Source organism: Streptomyces sp. NBC_01591 (assembly GCF_035918155.1).
Classification (GTDB): domain Bacteria; phylum Actinomycetota; class Actinomycetes; order Streptomycetales; family Streptomycetaceae; genus Streptomyces.
Map to the genome: position 1 here is coordinate 478744 of NZ_CP109327.1, position 19095 is coordinate 497838.

Here is a 19095-nt window from a genome sequence, read left to right on the forward strand (position 1 = left end):
ACCGAAGGAAGGAAACTCATGACTGATGTCTCGCCCGCCGTGCTCGACGGTGTGCTCGCCCGCACCACACGCCGTCGTACCCGTGTCGGTCTGGTGTCCGGCGGACTCGGTGCGTACTGGCCGCAGTTCCCCGGTCTGCTCGACCGGCTGCGGCAGTCGGCCCGCTTCGTGACCGGGCAGTTCGAGGAGATGGGCTGCGAGGTCGTCGACGCCGGTTTCATCTCCGATCCGCAGGAGGCCGCGAAGGCCGCGGAACGGCTGCGCTCGGCCGACTGCGACATCGTCGTGACGTTTCTGACGACGTATCTGACAGCCTCGATGGTGCTGCCGATCGCCCAGCGCGCGCACGCTCCGGTGCTGGTCATCGACCTCCAGCCGACCGAGGCCATGGACCACCCGGACACCGACACGGCCAAGTGGCTGGCGTACTGCGGGCAGTGCCCGCTGCCGGAGGTCGCCAATGTGTTCCGGCGCGGTGGCATCCCCTTCCGCTCCGTCTCGGGTCATCTGCGCGACGAGAACGCCTGGAACCGGATCCGCCGCTGGATCCGGGCCGCTCAGGTGCGCGGCGCGATGCGCCACGGCCGACACGGTCTGATGGGCCACCTCTACCCCGGCATGCTCGACGTGTCCACCGACATGACGCTGGTCTCCACCCAGTTCGGCGGCCATGTCGAGGTCCTCGAATTCGACGATCTGCGGGTCCGGGTCGCCGGCGTGACAAACGAGGCGGCCGCCGAACGCGTCGCGCTCGCGCGTACGGTCTTCACCCTCGACGACTCCGTCGACGAGGTCGATCTCGCCTGGGCCGCCCGGGTCTCGGTCGGACTGGACCGGCTCGTCGAGGACTTCGGACTCGACAGTCTCGCCTACTACCACCGCGGCCTTGAGGGCGAGATCCACGAGCGGCTCGGCGCCGGCATGATCCTCGGCGCATCGCTGTTGACCGCGCGCGGCATCCCGATGGCCGGTGAGTACGAACTGCGTACCAGCCTCGCCATGCTGATCGCCGACACCATCGGTGCCGGTGGCTCCTTCACCGAACTCCAGGCCCTCAATTTCCGGGACCGGGTCGTCGAGATGGGGCACGACGGTCCGGCCCACCTTGCCATCAGCGCCAAGGATCCGCTGTTGCGCGGACTGGGTGTCTACCACGGCAAGCGCGGCTGGGGCGTGAGCGTGGAATTCGACGTCAGACACGGCCCGGTCACCACGTTCGGCATCGGGCAGGAAGCCGACGGGACCTTCACCTTCATCACCTCGGAAGGCGAGGTCGTCCCGGGACCGCTGCTGGAGATCGGCAACACCACCTCCCGTGTCGACTTCGGCTTCGACCCCGGCGAGTGGACCGATGCCTGGTCCGCGACCGGCATCGGCCACCACTGGACGCTGTGCACCGGCCATCGCGCCAAGGACCTCAAGGCCGCGGCCGACCTGCTCGGCCTCCCGTTCCGCACGGTCGACGGGCCGAACGACCTCTGATTCCGTACGTGGTCTCTCGCCCCGCCGCAGTGTTTCTCAGTCCGTCGTCCTGGAAGCGGCATGCAGGCCGAGTTCGCGGTCGCCCAGCGGGGCGAAGAAGAATGCCACGTCGGCCTCGGTGACCTCGGCGAGAACCGCCGGGCTCCACTGCGGATTGCGGTCCTTGTCGATGATCTGGGCGCGCACGCCCTCCACGAAGTCGGGCCTGGTGAAGGCGGTGCACGAAGTCCGGTACTCCTGGTCGAGCACCGCCTCCAGGCTGCCGAGCGCACGTGCCCTGCGCAGGGCGGAGAGGGTCACCTTGAGCGCGGTGGGCGACTTGGTCAGGATGGTTTCGGCGGCCTGCTTGGCGGCGGGGACGCCACTGTTGTCGAGCCGGTCGACGATCTCCTCGACCGAGTCCGCCCGGTAGCAGGAGTCGATCCACTCACGGTGCGCGGCCAGTTCACCGCCTGGCGCGGGTGAGGCGTACCGTCGCACCGTCTCCTCGATCTCAGCGGCCGTACCGCAGCCGGCGAGGTCCGCGGTGAGCTCGGAGAGCCGCTGAGACGGTACGAAGTGGTCGGCGAGCCCGCACAGCAGCGCATCACCCGCGCCGACCGCGTCCGCGGTGAGCGCCAGGTGGGTGCCGAGCTCGCCGGGCGCCGCACCGAGCAGGTGCGTACCGCCGACGTCGGGGACGAATCCGATGCCGGTCTCGGGCATGGCGATGCGCGATCGTTCGGTGACGACACGGACGTCGCCGTGGGCCGAGACTCCGACGCCGCCGCCCATCACGATGCCGTCCATGATCGCGACATAGGGCTTGGGGAATCGGGCGATGCGGGCATTGAGCCGGTACTCGTCGCGCCAGAAGTCCATCGATGTGCGGCCGCCGGCCCGGGCGTCCTCGTAGATCGACCGGATGTCGCCGCCCGCGCAGAGGCCGCGCTCGCCCGCCCCGGTGATCAGGACCGCGGTGACGGAGTCGTCGAGCTCGGCGTCGGCGAGTGCTTCGGCGACGCACGCCACCATGGCGTGATTCAGCGCGTTGAGGGCATGTGGACGGTTGAGGGTGATGTGCCGGACGCGTCCTTCGGTGTGCAGCAGAACGGGATCTTCGTGGTTCATGAGTGCGCTCCGGTCAGCCCCTGTGCCGTATCGACCGCCGATCGCGGACGATCTTCCGCTGCCATTCTGCGGGGCGGGGCCGGTGCCGGGGCAGCAGGGGTCCCGAGTCCGCCCGGTCCGGCCTTCCGGCCGGATTTTGCCGGGTTCCCGCTGTGGCAACCTGCCGAAAGCGGTTCGACAATTAAGTCACTCAGTACGGGCCGTGCCGCCCGGCTGCCCGCCCGGCGACCTCCGGAGCAGGAATGACCGATCACGACCAGCAACCGAGCACTTCCGTCCCGCCACGCCTGCTGATCGGGAAGTCACACAACGGCGAGAACGCGACGGCCCAGCGCCTTGCCATGAATCGGACGGGCAGCTTCGAGTGGGATGTGAGGACCGGGACGGTCGACATGGACGATGCCGGGCTGCTGGTGTTCGGTCTGGACCCGCAGACCTTCGACTCACGGGCCGAGACCGTGCTGGATCGGCTCGAACAGTCTGAACGGACCCGTCTCGAAATGGCGATCGACGAGGCTGTCAAGAGCGGACGCAGTTCGTACAGTGTTCATTTCCAGGTGCCGCTGGACGACGGCAGGGACCAGTGGACCCACATCCAGGCACGCATATTGCGCAGCGACGACGGCCAGGCGCACCGGGTCATCGGGGTGGTGCAGGACGCCACGGCGGAAGTCACCCATTCGGCCTTCGTGCTCGACCTGGAAAAGCGGCGGCAGCGACAGACCAGCATCGTTGAACGTACAACGAGCGCGTTGTCACGCGCGGTGACCGTCGACGATGTGACCGCCGCGCTCACCGGACCGGGCGGGCTTGCCCGGCTGGGGGCCGACGGTCTCTCGCTCGGTCTGGTCGAGAACACCACGCTGAGCGTCATCGCTCTGAGCGGAGACTCGGTGGAGGCGATCGACGCGCTCGGGGACGCCGGGCTGGACCGGCGGTTCCCGCTGGCAGACACCGTTCTCAGCGGTCGGCCCCGGTTCCTGACCTCGGCCTCGGCTCTCACCCATCGTTACCCCGTGCTGACCCCCTATGCCGACCGGTTGAAGTTCCGGGCCGCCGCCTATCTGCCTCTCGTGGCCCAGGCACGTTCCCTCGGCACCCTGGCGCTCTTCTACCGCGAGAACACGTCCTTCAACGCGGATGAGCGCAATCTCTGTCTGGGGCTGGCCGCCATCGTGGCACAGTCCCTGCAGCGCGCGAAGCTCTTCGACGAGGAGCGCGAATTCGCCACCGGCCTTCAGTCGGCGATGTTGCCGCGGCGCATCCAGGAGATCGAGGGCGGCGAGATCGCCGTGCGCTATCACGCCGCCTGGAGCGGACGCCAGGTCGGCGGTGACTGGTACGACGTGATCGCGTTGCCCAAGAACCGGTTCGGGATCGTGGTCGGTGATGTACAGGGTCATGACACGCACGCCGCCGCCATCATGGGCCAGTTGCGTATCGCCCTGCGCGCGTACGCCGGCGAGGGTCATCCTCCGTCGACGGTGCTGGCCCGGGCCTCGCGCTTCCTCGCCGAACTGGACACGGACCGCTTCGCGACCTGTACGTACGCCCAGGTCGATCTCGCGTCGGGGACCGTGCGCGTGGTTCGGGCCGGGCATTTCGGCCCACTGATCCGGCACATGGACGGCCGGGTCGGCAGCCCCCAGGTGCGGGGCGGTCTGCCGCTGGGCATCTCGACCGACTTCGGGGACGAGGAGTTCCCGGAGACTCGCCTCGACCTGGTGCCGGGCGAAACGCTTGTCCTGTACACCGATGGACTGGTGGAGGAGCCGGGGACCGACATCGATTCGGGTGTGCAGGCACTGATCAACGAGGTGAGCGCGGGGCCGGCGGGCGCCCAGGCACTGGCGGACCATCTGTCGGACCAGCTCTGGGAACGTTGGGGTTCGGGGGACGACGTGGCTCTTCTGGTCCTTCGGCGCAGCCCGGACCCCGGGTCACCACGGGCCCCGCGGTTGCACCAGTACATCCACCAGGCGGATCCGGAGGGGCTGTCCGACGCCCGGACCATCGTGCGTCAGGCCCTGACCGACTGGGAGATGGCCGAACTCGCGGACGATGCCGAGCTGGTGACCGGCGAGCTGCTGGTGAATGTCCTGCTGCACACGGAAGGCGGCGCGGTACTCACCCTGGAGGTACTGCCGGAACCCGTCCGGCGGGTCCGCTTGTCCGTGCAGGACCGTTCCAGCGCCTGGCCGAGGCGTCGCAGTCCGGGCGAAACCGCGACATCGGGGCGGGGCCTGCTGCTCCTGGATGCCGTCGCCACCCGCTGGGGCATCGAGCCCCGCGGCGAGGGCAAGGCGGTCTGGTGCGAGATCGGGCCCTCGGTGCCACCCGTCGCCACTCCCCCGCCTGCCGCGAAGCAGGTGTGACGACGAAACACGCGCCGCGCCGGGCGTGAGGCGGTGCCGCCTCGACCGGCGGTCCCGGCACGGCCTGCGTCAGGACCACCGGTTCAATGGTCAGTGCTGTGCGGTACGACGCTTGCGCACAGCCCACATGATGCCGCCGCCCGCCAGCAGTACGGCCACAGCCGCTCCGGCAATGACCGGAGTGGCGGACGAGGAACCCGTCTCGGCCAGGTCGGGCGAGCTGGGGCTCGGGGAGACCGCGCCGGGCGCGGACGCCGAAGGCACCTCGCTGGGCGTGGCACTCGCGATCGGCGCCCCGGTCGACGGAGCCGTGGACGGCGTGCCCTCGGACGGCGCGGGCGACGGGGTAGCGTCCTCGCACACGGGTGCCGTCTTGGTCTCGTCGCGCGAGAAGTTGTCGCCGTCACCGGCCTTGACGACGAGGTGGACCGTCAGCGCCTTGTCGTGTTCGGGCAGTTCGAGCTTCTTGTGGAACTCCTCGCCGAAGGTCTCGGTCGGCAGAAGGTCCTTGCCGTCGACAGTGATGGTCACCCGGTTGGTGACGTTGCTGTTGTAGGCGGTCAGGTCGAGGCTCACCTCGGAACAGGTCACCGCCCAGGTGGGGGTGTGAGCTGTGGCCGGGCCGGCGGAGAGCACCACGCCGGTCAGGCCGACAACCGCGGCGGCCGCGAGCGTTCCCGCGGCGCGCAACGATCTCCTGGGTATGGTCATGGATTCTTCCTCCGCATGAGTTTCATCGCCCGAATGGCAGTGGGGCGCAGAGTACTGCCCCTGCCGACACCGCGCGCACCCGCCCCATGAAGCACTTGCGGCATCAACTGCCCACGCATCACCGCTGGTTCGAACATGACGGACACGGTGCGGAAGATGGGACCGCGTGGGCGGCGGCGCAGAACAGCCACCGCCGGAGCGATTGGCGCAGAGGTCGAGGAGAGACCGGCGAAGCCGTTGTCAGAGACGACGGTGCATGATGTGCAGCCCGACGAACCCCTGAACCGGGTGGTTGAATCCCTCCGGCAGCGTGCCCAGGATCTCGAAACCGAGCGAACGGTAGAGCCGGACGGCGTGGGTGTTCGTCTCCACCACTGCGTTGAACTGCATCGCCCTGAACCCCGACGCGCGAGCCCACTCCAGGGTGTACTCGCACAGGGCCCGGCCGACCCCTTGCCCCGAACGTTTGGGATCCACCATGTAACTGGCGCTGGCGATGTGCGAGCCATTGCCCATGTGGTTGTTGTTCATCTTGGCCGTGCCGAGGATCGTTCCGTCGTCGTCGACCGCGACGACCGTACGGTTGGGTGACTCGAGAAGCCACCAGGAGCGGGCATCACCCTCGCCGAGATCGAGTGGGTAGGTGAAGGTCTCTCCCGCGGCGACGATTTCGTGGAAGAACGGCCAGATGGCGGGCCAGTCCTCGTTGGTGGCTTCCCTGATCAGCATGGGAGCCAGGATGCCGGTGCCGGTCTCCCCGCGCGAGTTCTTTATCCGTCCGGCAGTTGCCCATCGGTCGTGGCCGGCGGCAGCCTCCTCGTCACGCGCCGAACGGCGCGCACCCCGGCCCGGATTGCCGACGGCCCGCGGCCCTGGTCGTACGCCTGCGCAGACCGATCCGAGCCAGCAGCCCAAGTGCGGGTTCCGCCACGTCTGTCGGCGCGTGGACAGGGCCTGGTGCCGGACCAGGATGAGGCGGGACGGCGGGAACGGACTCGGGCGCGAGAGCGGGCGCCGGAACGGGTCCGGCACCAGGGTGGGAGTCCGGCGCGCCTTCACACCCATTCCCCGGGCGCTGGAAGGCGCGCCATTCGCCGCCCGGACGCGGAGCCGGCCGCGCCTCCCGGGCGTTGTCCAACTCCATGATCAGGCTCACCCGCCGCCACAGCATCTCGTCCGGTTCGTCGGCCTGCATCAGGTGCGCCATGGTCTCCCGTGCCAAGGGCGGCCCAGTCGGCCCGAAGGCCGGTTCGGGCCGGATCCTGGCGAGGTACGCGCGCTCGTACGGATCGTCGACCACCTCCGCCAACTGCACCGCGTCCAGCGTGTCCGCGAGCACGGCCGCGCGGGCCCAAGGATCCTCCGTGAGGATCAGCAGCCGTTCGACCCGGCGCGAGCGCCAGTTGCGCGCCCGGCAGTCGGTGCCTCCCTCCAACCGGCCACGCAGCCAGGCCGGGCTCCTGCCCACCAGGAGCCGGGGCTCCCGGGCGGCGAACCCGGCGAGCTCGTCTGCGAGATAGAGCCAGACGATCGCCCGGTACCGGTTGAGGTAGAACGTGATCGGCGTGAAGCATCCTGCGCGGGCGAGTTTGGTGAAGCGGTCCGGACTGATCCCGAGCTGCTGAGCTCCCTTTGCCGTCCCGACCGTGCGCACCCTTTCCCGCAGCGCCTCCGGGAACCCGTCCTGCGACCGGAGCCGGTCGACCTCGTCGCAGCGGACCCGCGGCCTGCCGCCGTCCCGCGGCACCATCAGGCGGATCAGCCCCAGATGTACGGCGATCGCCAACTCGCCGCGCTTCAACTGGAGTTCCTGAGCCGCTGTGCCCACCGCCATCGTGCCTGCGGCGGCCGGGCCCGCCGCCATCACGCCGATGGTCTCCGTGCACATGTCTTCAGTAACAGCCATGACGCTCTCCCCCGTGAGACTTGGTTACTCTCTGTGAGTACCGTAGCCCCGAAGGGAATGCGTCCGCCCGGCCTGTGGATAACGCCTGCGGCCGAATCGGACGCGACCGGATCAAACGCGGCCGGATCAAACGCGATCGGCTTCTTCATCCGCCGCCTGCCGCGCGGCGACGCCGAGATGCTCACCGACCCTGTTGACGAGCAGCGTCATCTCGTACGCGATCTGGCCGACGTCGGCCTCGGCCTCGCTCAGCACGCACAGACAGCTGCCATCCCCCGCCGCCGTCACGAAGAGCAGTGCCTCGTCGAACTCCACCATGGTCTGCCGGGCCCTTCCGGCCCGGAAGTGACGTCCCGACCCACGGGCCAGGCTGTGCAGCCCCGACGAGACCGCGGCGAGATGCTCGGCATCCTCGCGGGCCAGACCCGTACTCGCCCCCGTCACCAGTCCGTCGTTCGACAGCACCAACGCGTGCCGTATGTGCTCGACCCTGCTCGTGAGGTCGTCAAGGAGCCAGTCGAGTCCCCTGTCCAGCGCCATTTCCCCGCTCCTCCCCGCTCATACGTTCCCCGTGCCCCGTTGCCGTAAGCCTTGCGCACTGGTCACGCAGGGGCAAGCACTCCTCAGTCATGTGGCTTGGTCCGAGCCACGTGGCAGGCGGGGGAAGAGCGCCCGGAAGGGTCAGCTCACCGAGTCGAGGAGCCGTGCGGTGTGCATCCGGCCGGCGTACTCGACCATGCGGATCAGGACTTCCTTACCGGATTCCCGGTCGCGCGCGTCGCACAGGACGACGGGTGTGCCGAGGTCGAGATCGAGGGCGCGGGACACCTCGCTTTCGCCGTACGTGCGGGCGCCGGCAAAGCAGTTGACCGCGACGACGAAGGGGATGCGGCGGTGCTCGAAATAGTCGACGGCCGGAAAACAGTCTTCCAGCCGGCGGGTGTCGGCGAGGACGACGGCCCCGAGCGCGCCCTGGGAGAGTTCGTCCCACAGGAACCAGAAACGGTCCTGTCCCGGTGTGCCGAACAGATAGAGCGAGAGACCGGACCGGATGGTGATCCGTCCGAAGTCCATGGCGACGGTCGTAGTGGTCTTCTGACCGACCCCGTCCGTGTCGTCGACCGACTGTCCCGCCTCACTGAGCAGTTCCTCCGTCCGCAGTGGCCGGATCTCACTGACGGCACCGACCAGCGTTGTCTTTCCGACCCCGAAGCCTCCGGCGACCAATATCTTCAGTGCGAGAGCATCGGTCTCCGCAGGCTCCCCGGCCGTCTCCCCGTATGTGTTGTCAGCGTGCTCGGAAGGCATCGATCACTTCTCTCACCAGTGCGTCCCTGGACGTCGAATGCGCAGGTCAAAGCAGCCTTGAGAGGGCTCGGCCCCCATGAATCGTCAGCAAGCGCACATCGACTTCCCGCCTGCTTCCCGCCTACGCAGGCCGACAGCATGGCAAAGAAGAACCTGCACCGCGGGATGAGATCGATTTTTTGGCCATGTGACAGTTCCAGCTCATTCACTGCCCGGATCAGTCCACAATCCGACACGTCTTTCGGGGCGATGCCTGCCGCTGCCGGTCATGGGCACAAGCGCCTGCCCCTGTCGCCCGGCGGACACGGTGAGTCCAGGAGTCCGGGCTGCTGCTGCCCGAGCGGCCCGCGGACGGCGGAGGTCCGGCGCCTACACTGAAGACTTCGGGTGCGAGGAATCGGGCCACGCGGACAGGGAGAACAAGAGTGTCGAGAGCTGCCGAAGGCGGTTTCGAGGATCCGCCCGCGGAGGTACTGGCGGAGGCCGCAGCGGCCTTCGGCCTGCTGGCGACGCCTGCGCGGCTGCACATCGTGTGGGCGCTGTCCCAGGGCGAGAGCGATGTGACCGGACTCGCGGACCGGGTGGGCGGCACCCTTCCTTCGGTGAGCCAGCATCTGACGAAACTCAAACTGGCAGGTCTCGTACGGTCCCGGCGCGAAGGCCGCCGGCAGGTGTACCTGGTCGACGATCCCGATGTGGTGACCGTCGTCCGGCTGATGGTCGGCCAGCTCGCGGAGCGCGCCGGACACTCGCCCGCACGACCCTCACGCCTCCGTGGGCTCGGTGCCTGAGAGCAGTGCCGCCGCGGGTCCCGGCAGCACCGGCCCCGATGGTCCGTCCGCCGTCGTCGTGCCGATGGGCGGCGCGACAGCCGGGCGGGGCGCCGCCCCCGATGCCACGGCTGCCGCCTTCGCGGTTGCCGCACCGACCTCCCTGCAGGTTCTCCGCTCGCTGAACAGCGGACCGCGGGGGCTGCTGGAGGAACAGGCCGGGGAACGGCTGGCGCGGTTCGGCGAGAACACGCTGCCGGCCTGGCGTCCGGTCTCCTGGCCCCGCCGTTTCCTGCGCAGTCTGCGCGATCCGTTCACCTCGGTGCTCCTGTGCCTGGGCCTGGTCTCGGCAGCCGTGGCCTCATGGGGCACGGCGTGCGTGACGCTGGTGCTCGTGGTCGTCAGCTGTCTGTTGCGCTCCGCGGAGGAGCACCGGGCGGACCGGTCCACGGCCGCGCTGCGGGAGCTGGTGGCGACCACCGCGACCGTACTGCGCCGTGCGGGGCCGGATGCCGCGCCGCAGGCCCGTGAGACGCCGGTCGGGGAGCTGGTGCCGGGCGATGTGATCCGGCTCGGTCCGGGTGATCTCGTACCTGCCGATGTGCGGCTGTTGCGTGCGAGCGGGCTGACCATTCATCAGTCGGCGCTCACCGGAGAGTCGGCCCCGGTCGCGAAGCATCCCGTCGACACGCCGTCACAGCCACGCGCCACCGGCGGCGGATGCGGCGACGAGGAAGGGCTGTTCGCTCGGCCGGAGCTGTGTTTCCAGGGCAGCAGCGTGGCGTCCGGCAGCGGTACGGCGGTGGTGACGGCGACCGGTGCGGAAACCAGGTTCGCCGCCGCGTACGACGGTTCGGCGCGCCGCCGCGGCACGAGCGCCTTCGACCGTTCGGTGCACGGGATCTCCTGGACGCTGATCCGCTTCATGCTGCTCACCCCGCCCCTGGTGCTCATGGCCAACGCGGCGCTGCGCGGCCGGGGCCTGGAGACGCTGCCGTTCGCCGTCGCGGTGGCTGTCGGGCTGACTCCGGAAATGCTGCCGGTGATCGTCACGACGGCGCTGGCCAGGGGCGCTTCGCTGCTCGCCAGGAACCATGGGGTGATCGTCAAGCGGCTGCCCGCGCTGCACGACCTCGGTGCGATCGATGTGCTCTGCGTGGACAAGACCGGAACCCTCACTCAGGACCGGCCAGTCGTCGAACGTTCCCTGAACGCGTCGGGCCGGACCGATCCCGAGCCACTCCACTGGGCCGCGGTCAACGCGCTCTGGACGCTGCAGCTCGCCGATCTGCCCGCCCCCGACGCACTCGACGAAGCGGTGCTGGACGCGGCCGAGGAGCGGGAGGAGACGCTGTCCGCGCACGACGGCGTCGCCGCGCTGCCGTTCGATCCGGTGCGCCGAATCGCCACCGCGGTCGTCCGCCGCCCCGGAAGGCTCGGCGTCCACACCCTCGTGACCAAGGGAGCGGTCGAGGCGGTACTCGAGCGGTGCGCGCTGGACGAGGCCGAACGGGTCCGGCTGAGCGAACTCGCCGCCCGCGAGACCGCCAACGGTCTGCGGCTGCTCGCCGTGGCCCGTACCGAGCGCCCGGCCCGGCCACGTGCGTACACCACGGCCGACGAAAGGGGACTGACGTTCCTCGGCTTCGTCGCTCTGCGGGACGCACTCACACCGAGCGCGGCGGATGCGCTGGCCGCACTGAAGGACCGGGGCATCGCCGTCAAGGTCCTCACCGGCGACGATCCGGGAACCGTCACCCGTGCCTGCCGGGATCTCGGCCTCGATCCGGGCGAGGTCATGTCGGCGGAGCGGATCGACGCACTGCCGGACGGGGCACTCGCGGAGGCCGCCGACCGGGTCACGGTCTTCGCCCGCTGCACGCCGGAGCACAAGGCACGGATCGTGTCCGCGCTGCGCACCGCCGGGCGGACCACCGGTTTCCTCGGCGACGGGGTCAACGATCTGCCCGCGATGCACGCCGCGGACGTCGGCATCTGCCCGCGCAACGCGGTCGATGTGGCGCGGGAGACCGCGGACGTGGTCCTTGCCGAAAAGGACCTCGCGGCCATCGATGATGCGATCACCGCGGGTCGGCACTGCAGCGGGAACATCGCCACGTATCTGCGCATCACGCTCTCGTCGAACCTCGGCAACGTCATCGCGATGCTCGCGGCAGGGCTGATGCTGCCGTTCCTGCCGATGCTTCCGGCGCAGGTCCTGGTGCAGAACCTGTGCTTCGACGTGGCGCAGCTCGCCTTCGCCTTCGACCGGCCCGCGTCCGAGGTGCTGCGGTGGCCCACGGTGCTGCGTCCGCGCGACTTCCTCCGCTTCATCACGGGCTTCGGTCTGCTGAACGCCACCGCCGACCTGGCGACGTTCGCCGTGCTGGCCTTCGCCCTGCACGGTTCCGCGACGTCGGGCGGGCAGGAGGCCTTCCACTCGGGATGGTTCACCGAGAATCTGCTCACCCAGGCCCTGGTGATGCTGCTGCTCCGTACGGGCGGACGCGTTGCCGGCGGTCGCAGCGGCGGTCCGTTGCGGCTGGCCGCGTGCGGTCTCGCGGTGGTCGGGCTGCTGCTTCCACTCACCCCGCTCGGTGGGCTGCTGGGCATGAGCGCGCTGCCACCGTTCTATTACTTGTTGCTGGCAACGGTGCTGGCCCTGTACGCATACGGGTTGCGGGCGGCCCGTACCCGCTACGAGCGGAAGTGGAGCCACTCATGATCCCGTCGCGCATCGACCGTCCGGAGTCCGGCACGAGTACCGGTATCGGCGGCGGGCCGGTGGTGCGTGCCCGCCGTGCCACGCTGGACGACGTGCCCGCGTTGGTACGGCTGCGCGGGCTGATGCTGGCCGAGATGGGAGTGGAGACGGGCGGCCCCGACGCGCCGTGGCGGGCGGCGTCCACGCAGTGGTTCGCCGAGCGCCTGCGTCACCCCGCTGTGTTCGCCGCGTTCCTCGTCGACGATCCCGCGCTCGGCGTCGTCTCCAGTGCGGTCGGGACGTGCCACGCGCATGCCCCCGGCCCGGCGAACCTGAGCGGTCTGCAGGGGCATGTCTCCAATGTCAGCACCGATCCCCGACGGCGCCGTCTCGGGCATGCCCGGGTCTGCCTCGACGCCCTGCTCACCTGGTTCCGCGAGGAGGCCCGGGTCACGGTGGTCGGTCTGAACGCCACCGAGGACGGGGCCGCGCTGTACGAGTCGTACGGCTTCGTGGCTCCCCGTCACCCGGTGCTGCAGCTCCGAACGGCCGGGGCACCGCGCTGAGCGCCGCCGGCCTGCTCCCGATGGCGGGTCAGCCGTACGTGAGGTCCGCGCACGGGTCGTCGTCGGCCGACCGGGCCTCGTCGGCGACGGTGGACGGAACGGTGGAGGGGGCCGGTGCCCCGGGTGTGGCCGATGGGTTCTGTGCGTAGTAACTGCCCAGGATCACCTGGATTCCGGCGGTGCCGGACGCCGTTGTCCGCGCTCCGGCGAAGAGCCGTGCGGTGGTCTCCGCCTCGTCCCGCAGTCCGGGCCCGTACTCGATGACGGTCGAAGTGTGGTCCTGGCTGCTGGCCGTGGCCGTGGTGGTGACGGTGAAGCCCCGAGAGCGCAGGAGTTCGGCCGCCTGGGCGGCGAGACCCCTGACCGTGGTTCCGTTGTAGACGGCGACGCTGATTCCCTTGCCGGAGACCGGGGCGTCCGCCGTGGGTGACGCCGGGCGGTTGACCTTCCCGTCGCCCTTCCCCGACGACCCGCTGGCGTCCTTGCCGTCGACCGTACGGTCGGCTTTCAGTGAGGCCCAGAGCGCGTCGGCGTCCGGTTCGACGATCGCGACGCGTGCACCCTCGTAACGCCAGGGGACGGTCACGAACTTGGTGTTGTGCAGGTCGATCTTCTTCATCGACATGGCGAACGACAGCAGCCGGTCGGCCGAGCCGAGTCCGGGGTCGACGGTCATCGCGTCGGTGGCCACATTGGCCAGAGGCAGCAGAGTGGTGGGGTTGAGCCCCTGGGACTTGACCTTCTTGATGAGGGAGGCGACGAAGGCCTGCTGTCGCTTGATGCGCCCTATGTCCGAGCCGTCGCCGATGCCGTGCCGCAGCCGGACGTAGTCGAGTGCCCGTTGCCCGGAGACGTTTTGCGGGCCCTTCGTGAAGATCTTGGCCCCTCGGGTGGGCCGCTTGGGGCTGAGGTCGCGCTGGTAGATGTCCTTGGGCAGACACACCGGTACGCCGCCGACGGCCGAGGTCAGCGCGGAGAATCCGGCGAAGTCGATGACGACGGTGTGGTCGACGCGCAGGCCGGTGAGGTGTTCGACGGTGTTCTGGGTGCAGGCCGGGTTCCCCTCGGCCGTCTCCCCCACCGAGAACGCCCCGTTGAACATCACGTCGTGCTGCGGCGCGGTCCACTCGCCGTCGGGCCCTTTGCAGGCCGGGATGTCGACCAGCGCGTCACGCGGAATGGACACGGCCACCGCATGCTTGTGGTCGCCGTACACGTGGAGGAGGAAGGCGGTATCGGAGCGCCCCACCGCCCCCGTGCCGCCACCGAGTCTGCTGTTGTCGCCCGAGCGCGAGTCCGATCCGATGACCAGGACGTTCTGCCCCTGCGAGGAACCGGGTGGCCGGTCGCCGGAGATCCCGTCCGCGCTGAAGGTGTCGATGCTGCCGCCGAGTTTGAGGTAGCCCCACCCGACGCCGGCGACCAGCAGCACGAGGAACGACAGCCCGAACATGGCTGTCCGGCGCAGGCGGCCGGCCCTCCCACTGCCCACTCCCGCTTTGCGACTACCCGTCATCGGCCACCCCGTCCGTCCGGTTTCCATGAGGGAAGACGTGCTCCACCGCCCCATGGTTGTACAGTTGCGCAATGTAGCAAGTATTGATGTCCGAGTGGATCACCGGACCTACCTACAGACAGCCTGCAGCACCGCCCACGTACGCCGAGCGGAAAATCCGACCAAAGCACCGAAAGGAAGGGCGGGACGCACATGTTGCACAACGGCCTCGCACCCTGGCACCTGTTGATCCTGGCGATCGTGGTGATCGCACTGTTCGGCTCGAAGAAGTTGCCGGACACGGCCCGAGCCCTGGGCAAATCCATGCGGATCCTGAAGAGTGAGGCGAAGGCCATGAAGGAGACCGATGTGCAGGCGCCCCGTACCGACCCACACGCTTAGGCCACCGGCCCACCAACGTACGGCACGTCTCACAGAGGTTCACTTCAAGGCTTGCGCAAGCAAGGGAACCATGGTCACGATGCCGTCGTTGACCGGGTGACGGCCGGAGCAGCGCCGTTCACCGAATCGCTGGACCACTGGATCAATGGAGGATGTTCATGGGTGTGACCCTGGCCAAGGGCGGCAACGTCTCCTTGTCGAAGGAGGCACCCGGCCTGACCGCAGTGACGGTCGGCCTGGGCTGGGACGTACGGACGACGACGGGCGCGGACCACGACCTGGACGCGAGCGCGCTGCTGTGCTCGAACGCGGGCAAGGTCCTCTCCGACCTGCACTTCGTCTTCTACAACAACCTCACGAGCCCGGACGGTTCGGTTCAGCACACCGGCGACAACCTGACCGGTGAGGGCGAGGGCGACGACGAGTCCATCAATGTGGACCTGGCCACCGTCCCGTCGGATGTGGCCAAGATCGTCTTCCCGGTCTCCATTCATGACGCGCAGAGCCGCGGTCAGAGCTTCGGCCAGGTACGCAACGCGTTCATCCGCGTGGTGAACCGGGCGAACGGCGTGGAGCTGGCCCGCTACGACCTCAGCGAGGACGCCTCGACGGAGACCGCCATGGTCTTCGGCGAGCTGTACCGGCATGGTGCGGAGTGGAAGTTCCGTGCGGTCGGCCAGGGTTACGCCTCGGGTCTGGCGGGAATCGCGTCCGACTACGGCGTCAACGTCTGACCGGGACGGATCCCGTGAGCAACGGGCGCGGGCCCTTCTTCCCCTCCGCCGGAGCGGGGAGCGGGGCCCGCACGGCCCGCTCGCCCGGCGCGCTCCTACAGGGCCCGCAAGCCGTTGATCACCTCGCGCAGGATGCGCTCGTCGGGCAACTGCGCGGGCGGTACGGGGCTGCTGACGCGTACGTAGCCGGCTTCGAGCAGATCACCGAGGAGCACGCGGACGACGCCCACGGCAAGGTCGGCATCGGCCGAGAGTTCCGCGACGGACGGGGTCTCCGACCGGCAGAGCCTGAGCAGCGCCCGGTGTTCGGGGCCGAGGAAGGACTCCTCCGAACGGTCCGGTGCGTTGCCGTCGAAGGTGACGAGCGCGATCAGATCGAACTGCGCACCGTTGTGGCCCGGTTCGGTCCGGCCGCCCGTCACCGCGTACGGACGGACCAGTGGTCCGGCTTCGGCGTCGTACCACCGGCTGCCCGGAAGCAGGTGCGGTCCCGGGAGTCGCGGGATGCCTCCCGGGCCCTCATCGGACATGGACACGGCCGTCTCCGCCCGATCGGCCGACGGCCGTCGGGGGTGCGGCGAACCGCGGCGGGGTACGCAGATGCTCACCGACACGTTTGACGAGCCCGGCCATCTCGTAGGCGACCAGGCCGATATCGGCGAAGGCCGTGCTCAGCACTGCCAGGCACGATCCCTCGCCCGCCGCCGCCACGAACAGAAAGCCCTCGTCCATCTCGACCATGGTCTGCCGTACGTTCCCGGCCCCGAAATGGCGGCCGGCGCCCTTGGCGAGGCTGTGGAATCCGGAGGCCACCGCGGCGAGATGCTCGGCGTCCTCACGGCTGAGCGCACTGGAGGCGCCCACAGCAAGGCCGTCGCCGGAGAGCACGACAGCGTGCCTGATCTCGCCGACCCGTGCCACCAGGTCGTCCAGCAGCCAGTCGAGTTCGCCCGAGGCGCGGCGCCCGGCGGTCCTCTCATTCGCGATCATTCATGGTCTCCTTCGCTGCGTGGACGGGGATCGGTGACGCCGGGCCGGGGCGCGGACGTACCGGGAGCCGTACCGCCGCCGCGCATCCAGCCGTTGCGGTAGGCGGTCATCCGGTCCCTGGCCTGCTCGGGGGTGCGCTCTTGGGGGTTGCCGGTGCCGTTCGGATCGTCGGCCGGTGCCGGTTCATCGGGGCGGGGCTCCTCGCGGAGCTGCGGGACGAGGCTCGCCTGCCGCACCCGGCGCGGCAGTGTGTCCTCGTCGCGCCGCGGTTCCGTGCGGGTCCCGGGACCGGAGTCGAGAGCGGGTACCGCTACCGGCGACGGGAAGGCGGTGATCCTCGGCCGGGCGGCACGGGGGCCGGGACCGAGACCGGAGCCGGGGCGTGGCCGGTCGTGGTCGTCCCCGCGTCGGCCCGGGGTGTTCCCCGGTGCGACCGGCTCCTTGTCGGCCGGAAGCGCGCTCTGCAGCAGTGCGGTGGGCAGCAGCACCACCGCGGTCGTCCCGCCGTACGCGGAGGTGCGCAACTGGACCTTGATGTGGTGGCGAACGGCGAGCCTGCTGACGACGAAGAGTCCGAGCCGGTCGCTGTCGAAGAGATCGAGCGCCTCTGCCTGCACGATCCGCCGGTTCGCCTCGCCGAGGAGTTCGTCGCCCATGCCGAGGCCACGGTCCTCGATCTCCAGGGCGTAGCCGTTGCCCACGGGTTCGCCGCTGATGCGTACCTTGGTGTGGGGCGGTGAGAACTGTGCGGCGTTCTCGATGAGTTCGGCGAGCAGGTGGGTGAGGTCGGCGACGGCGGCGCCCTTCACGGCGGCGTCGGGGAGTTGCCGCAGCTCGATCCGGGCGTAGTCCTCGATCTCGGACACGGCGGCCCGTACGACGTCGGTCAGGGGTACGGGCATGCGCCAGGCGCGTCCCGGTGCCGCACCGGACAGGATGATCAGGCTCTCGGCGTGCCGCCTCATCCTGGTGGTGAGGTGGTCGAGCCGGAAGAGATCGCTCAGTTCGTCGGGGTCGTCGGCGCGGCGTTCCATGCTGTCGAGGAGGTTGAGCTGACGGTGGACCAGCACCTGGCTGCGCCGGGCCAGGTTGACGAAGACTCCGGAGATGCCGTCGGCGAGTTCGGCCCGTTCGACGGCTGCGCCGAGGGCCGCCCGGTGCACGGTGCCGAGCGCCTCGGCGACCTGGCCGATCTCGTCGTGGGCGGCCGGGCCCTGCGGAGCCTCGGCACCGATGTCGAGCTCCTCACCGGACCGTAGCCGTTGCATGGCCCGGGGCAGTTTGCGGCGGGCGACCTCCAGGGCGCTGTTGCGGAGGCTGATGAGTTCGACGACGAGTGACCGGCCGATGCGTACGGAGATCACCAGGGACGCCGCGACGGCGACACAGCCGAACAGGACGGCGGCTCCGGACGGGGTGAAGAGTCCTCGGGCGAGCGGGGTGGAGCGGTCGGCGGCGTGCTGTCCGGCGCTGGTGCCGATGGTGCGGGTCTCGCTCCGGACGCGACCGGCTGCTCGTTCCCAGTCGTCGGCCGGAACGGCCCGCGCGGCCCTGCGTCCGGCGGGTGCGGCGAGCACCCTGTCCTCGGCTGCCTGGATCCGTCGGTGGGCGGGGCCCGCGGTGAACCTCTGCCAGGCGGCCCGCTCGGTGGCGGGCAGGTCCTCGCCCGCGGTCTCGGTGAGGTCCCTCCGGGTTGCCACCGCGCCGGTGAACAGGCGCAGTTGGTCGCCCCTGAGCGTTCCGGTGCGTGCGGCGGTGGCCAGCAGGGCGTCCTCGCGGGCGAGCATCTCGTCGGCGCGGGCGAGTTCGAGCAGTACGCGGGCATCGGAACCGCCTGCGTCGTCCTGGATTCCGGTGAGTGCGCCGGAGACTCCCAAGGCCACGGAGACGGCCGCCGTGTACCGGTCGTACGCGGCGTTCACAGCGCGTGCGTCACCGTCCGCATCGCTCGCTTCGCTGTTCACGTTCACATCTCCCTCGTTGCCCTTCTCGGCGCGCAGACGCCGGGTGAGGCCGAGGAATCGGTCGAGCCGGTCAGCGACCGCGGACGGAACGTTGCCGGTGTCGGCGATGGTGTGGGCGCTGTCCAGCCTCAGGGCGGCGAGCACCCTGTCGGTGCGTCCGGTCCGGCGTTCCAGCTCCGCGGCCTGGGCACTGCTGGGTGCCGCGAGCTGGAGCATGGCCTCCCGGCGCTCGCTCTGGAGCGCCGCGACAGCGGCGGATATCGGGGCCCGGACCTCCTCGTCGACCCGCTGCAGCTGGCGGAGCCGTGCCACGTCCTGGGCAGTGGTGACGGTGGCGAATCCCCACAGGGCGAGCAGCGAGACAACGGGCACCATCAGCAGCGAGATGATCTTCGCGCGTACGGTCCTGGGCCGAAGCGTCCACCGTCCTAGCGGTGCGGACGGAGCTGGTGACAGCAGCGGTCGCAGGTCGTGCTCGGCGCTCTCGTCGGCCGGTGGGCCCGCGTGTGCGCGGCGTCCGCGCGGCGGCTGGGCGGCCGACGCACCGGTTTCCGTGGTCGTGCGGGGTGGGCGCATGG

At 69.8% G+C, this 19095-nt stretch carries 17 protein-coding genes; 7 read left to right on the forward strand and 10 right to left on the reverse strand.

The features are described from left to right. The first annotated feature begins 18 nt into the window (after window positions 1-18). Window positions 19-1482, forward strand: a complete 1464-nt coding sequence (locus tag OG978_RS02545; protein ID WP_326763601.1) for an L-fucose/L-arabinose isomerase family protein — start codon at window positions 19-21, stop codon at window positions 1480-1482. Between the two features lie 36 nt (window positions 1483-1518). Here OG978_RS02545 and OG978_RS02550 read toward each other — a convergent pair whose 3' ends face one another. Next, the gene (locus OG978_RS02550) at window positions 1519-2592 is read right to left on the reverse strand and encodes an enoyl-CoA hydratase/isomerase family protein (RefSeq protein WP_326763602.1); all 1074 of its coding nucleotides are present in this window, start codon (window positions 2590-2592) and stop codon (window positions 1519-1521) included. Between the two features lie 242 nt (window positions 2593-2834). Between OG978_RS02550 and OG978_RS02555 the strand changes: the two genes are divergently transcribed. Further along, entirely contained in the window at window positions 2835-4967 is a 2133-nt protein-coding gene (locus OG978_RS02555; RefSeq protein ID WP_326763603.1) for a SpoIIE family protein phosphatase, read from the forward strand. A 90-nt stretch (window positions 4968-5057) separates the two neighbouring features. Here OG978_RS02555 and OG978_RS02560 read toward each other — a convergent pair whose 3' ends face one another. The 5 genes from OG978_RS02560 to OG978_RS02580 form a co-directional block, all read right to left on the reverse strand. After that, complete coding sequence (locus OG978_RS02560; protein WP_326763604.1) at window positions 5058-5678, reverse strand: LAETG motif-containing sortase-dependent surface protein; 621 nt, start codon at window positions 5676-5678, stop codon at window positions 5058-5060. Window positions 5679-5918: 240 nt separating this feature from the next. Further along, window positions 5919-6407 carry a GNAT family N-acetyltransferase gene (locus OG978_RS02565; RefSeq protein ID WP_326763605.1) on the reverse strand — a complete coding sequence of 163 codons (489 nt, stop codon included), beginning with the start codon at window positions 6405-6407 and terminating at the stop codon, window positions 5919-5921. A 91-nt stretch (window positions 6408-6498) separates the two neighbouring features. After that, window positions 6499-7584, reverse strand: a complete 1086-nt coding sequence (locus OG978_RS02570) for a DUF6397 family protein (RefSeq protein WP_326763606.1) — start codon at window positions 7582-7584, stop codon at window positions 6499-6501. Between the two features lie 126 nt (window positions 7585-7710). Beyond that, a complete protein-coding gene (locus OG978_RS02575) occupies window positions 7711-8124 on the reverse strand; it encodes a roadblock/LC7 domain-containing protein (protein WP_326763607.1) in 414 nt (137 codons plus the stop codon). Between the two features lie 141 nt (window positions 8125-8265). Further along, on the reverse strand, window positions 8266-8892 hold the full coding sequence (locus OG978_RS02580; protein WP_326763608.1) for a GTP-binding protein: 627 nt from the start codon (window positions 8890-8892) through the stop codon (window positions 8266-8268). 425 nt (window positions 8893-9317) lie between these two features. On the opposite strand from OG978_RS02580, the gene OG978_RS02585 reads away from it, so the two are divergent. The 3 genes from OG978_RS02585 to OG978_RS02595 are packed head-to-tail and all read left to right on the forward strand — an operon-like array spanning window position 9318 to window position 12932. Further along, window positions 9318-9683, forward strand: coding sequence for an ArsR/SmtB family transcription factor (locus OG978_RS02585; protein ID WP_326763609.1), 366 nt, complete (start codon window positions 9318-9320; stop codon window positions 9681-9683). Continuing rightward, complete coding sequence (mgtA, locus tag OG978_RS02590) at window positions 9676-12387, forward strand: magnesium-translocating P-type ATPase (RefSeq protein ID WP_442817641.1); 2712 nt, start codon at window positions 9676-9678, stop codon at window positions 12385-12387. Before OG978_RS02585 ends, mgtA begins: the two co-directional genes overlap by 8 nt. Further along, window positions 12384-12932, forward strand: coding sequence for a GNAT family N-acetyltransferase (locus OG978_RS02595; RefSeq protein WP_326763611.1), 549 nt, complete (start codon window positions 12384-12386; stop codon window positions 12930-12932). The genes mgtA and OG978_RS02595 overlap by 4 nt, the downstream gene beginning before the upstream one ends. Before the next feature lie 28 nt (window positions 12933-12960). Here the strand turns inward: OG978_RS02595 and OG978_RS02600 are convergent, their stop codons facing one another. Then, on the reverse strand, window positions 12961-14448 hold the full coding sequence (locus OG978_RS02600; protein WP_442817642.1) for an LCP family protein: 1488 nt from the start codon (window positions 14446-14448) through the stop codon (window positions 12961-12963). A 192-nt stretch (window positions 14449-14640) separates the two neighbouring features. Between OG978_RS02600 and tatA the strand changes: the two genes are divergently transcribed. Both tatA and OG978_RS02610 read left to right on the forward strand, forming a co-directional pair. Continuing rightward, complete coding sequence (tatA, locus tag OG978_RS02605) at window positions 14641-14829, forward strand: Sec-independent protein translocase subunit TatA (protein WP_326763613.1); 189 nt, start codon at window positions 14641-14643, stop codon at window positions 14827-14829. A 158-nt stretch (window positions 14830-14987) separates the two neighbouring features. After that, entirely contained in the window at window positions 14988-15563 is a 576-nt protein-coding gene (locus OG978_RS02610) for a TerD family protein (RefSeq protein ID WP_326763614.1), read from the forward strand. 95 nt (window positions 15564-15658) lie between these two features. On the opposite strand, the gene OG978_RS02615 is transcribed toward OG978_RS02610, so the two are convergent. From OG978_RS02615 to OG978_RS02625, 3 genes are read right to left on the reverse strand one after another with little or no spacing between them, the layout of a single operon-like run. Next, window positions 15659-16093: a DUF742 domain-containing protein gene (locus OG978_RS02615; protein ID WP_326769907.1), complete on the reverse strand. Its 435-nt coding sequence runs from the start codon at window positions 16091-16093 to the stop codon at window positions 15659-15661. Next, complete coding sequence (locus OG978_RS02620) at window positions 16083-16553, reverse strand: roadblock/LC7 domain-containing protein (protein WP_326763615.1); 471 nt, start codon at window positions 16551-16553, stop codon at window positions 16083-16085. The genes OG978_RS02615 and OG978_RS02620 overlap by 11 nt, the downstream gene beginning before the upstream one ends. Beyond that, a complete protein-coding gene (locus tag OG978_RS02625; protein WP_326763616.1) occupies window positions 16550-19093 on the reverse strand; it encodes a sensor histidine kinase in 2544 nt (847 codons plus the stop codon). The genes OG978_RS02620 and OG978_RS02625 overlap by 4 nt, the downstream gene beginning before the upstream one ends. Between the last annotated feature and the right edge of the window lie 2 nt (window positions 19094-19095).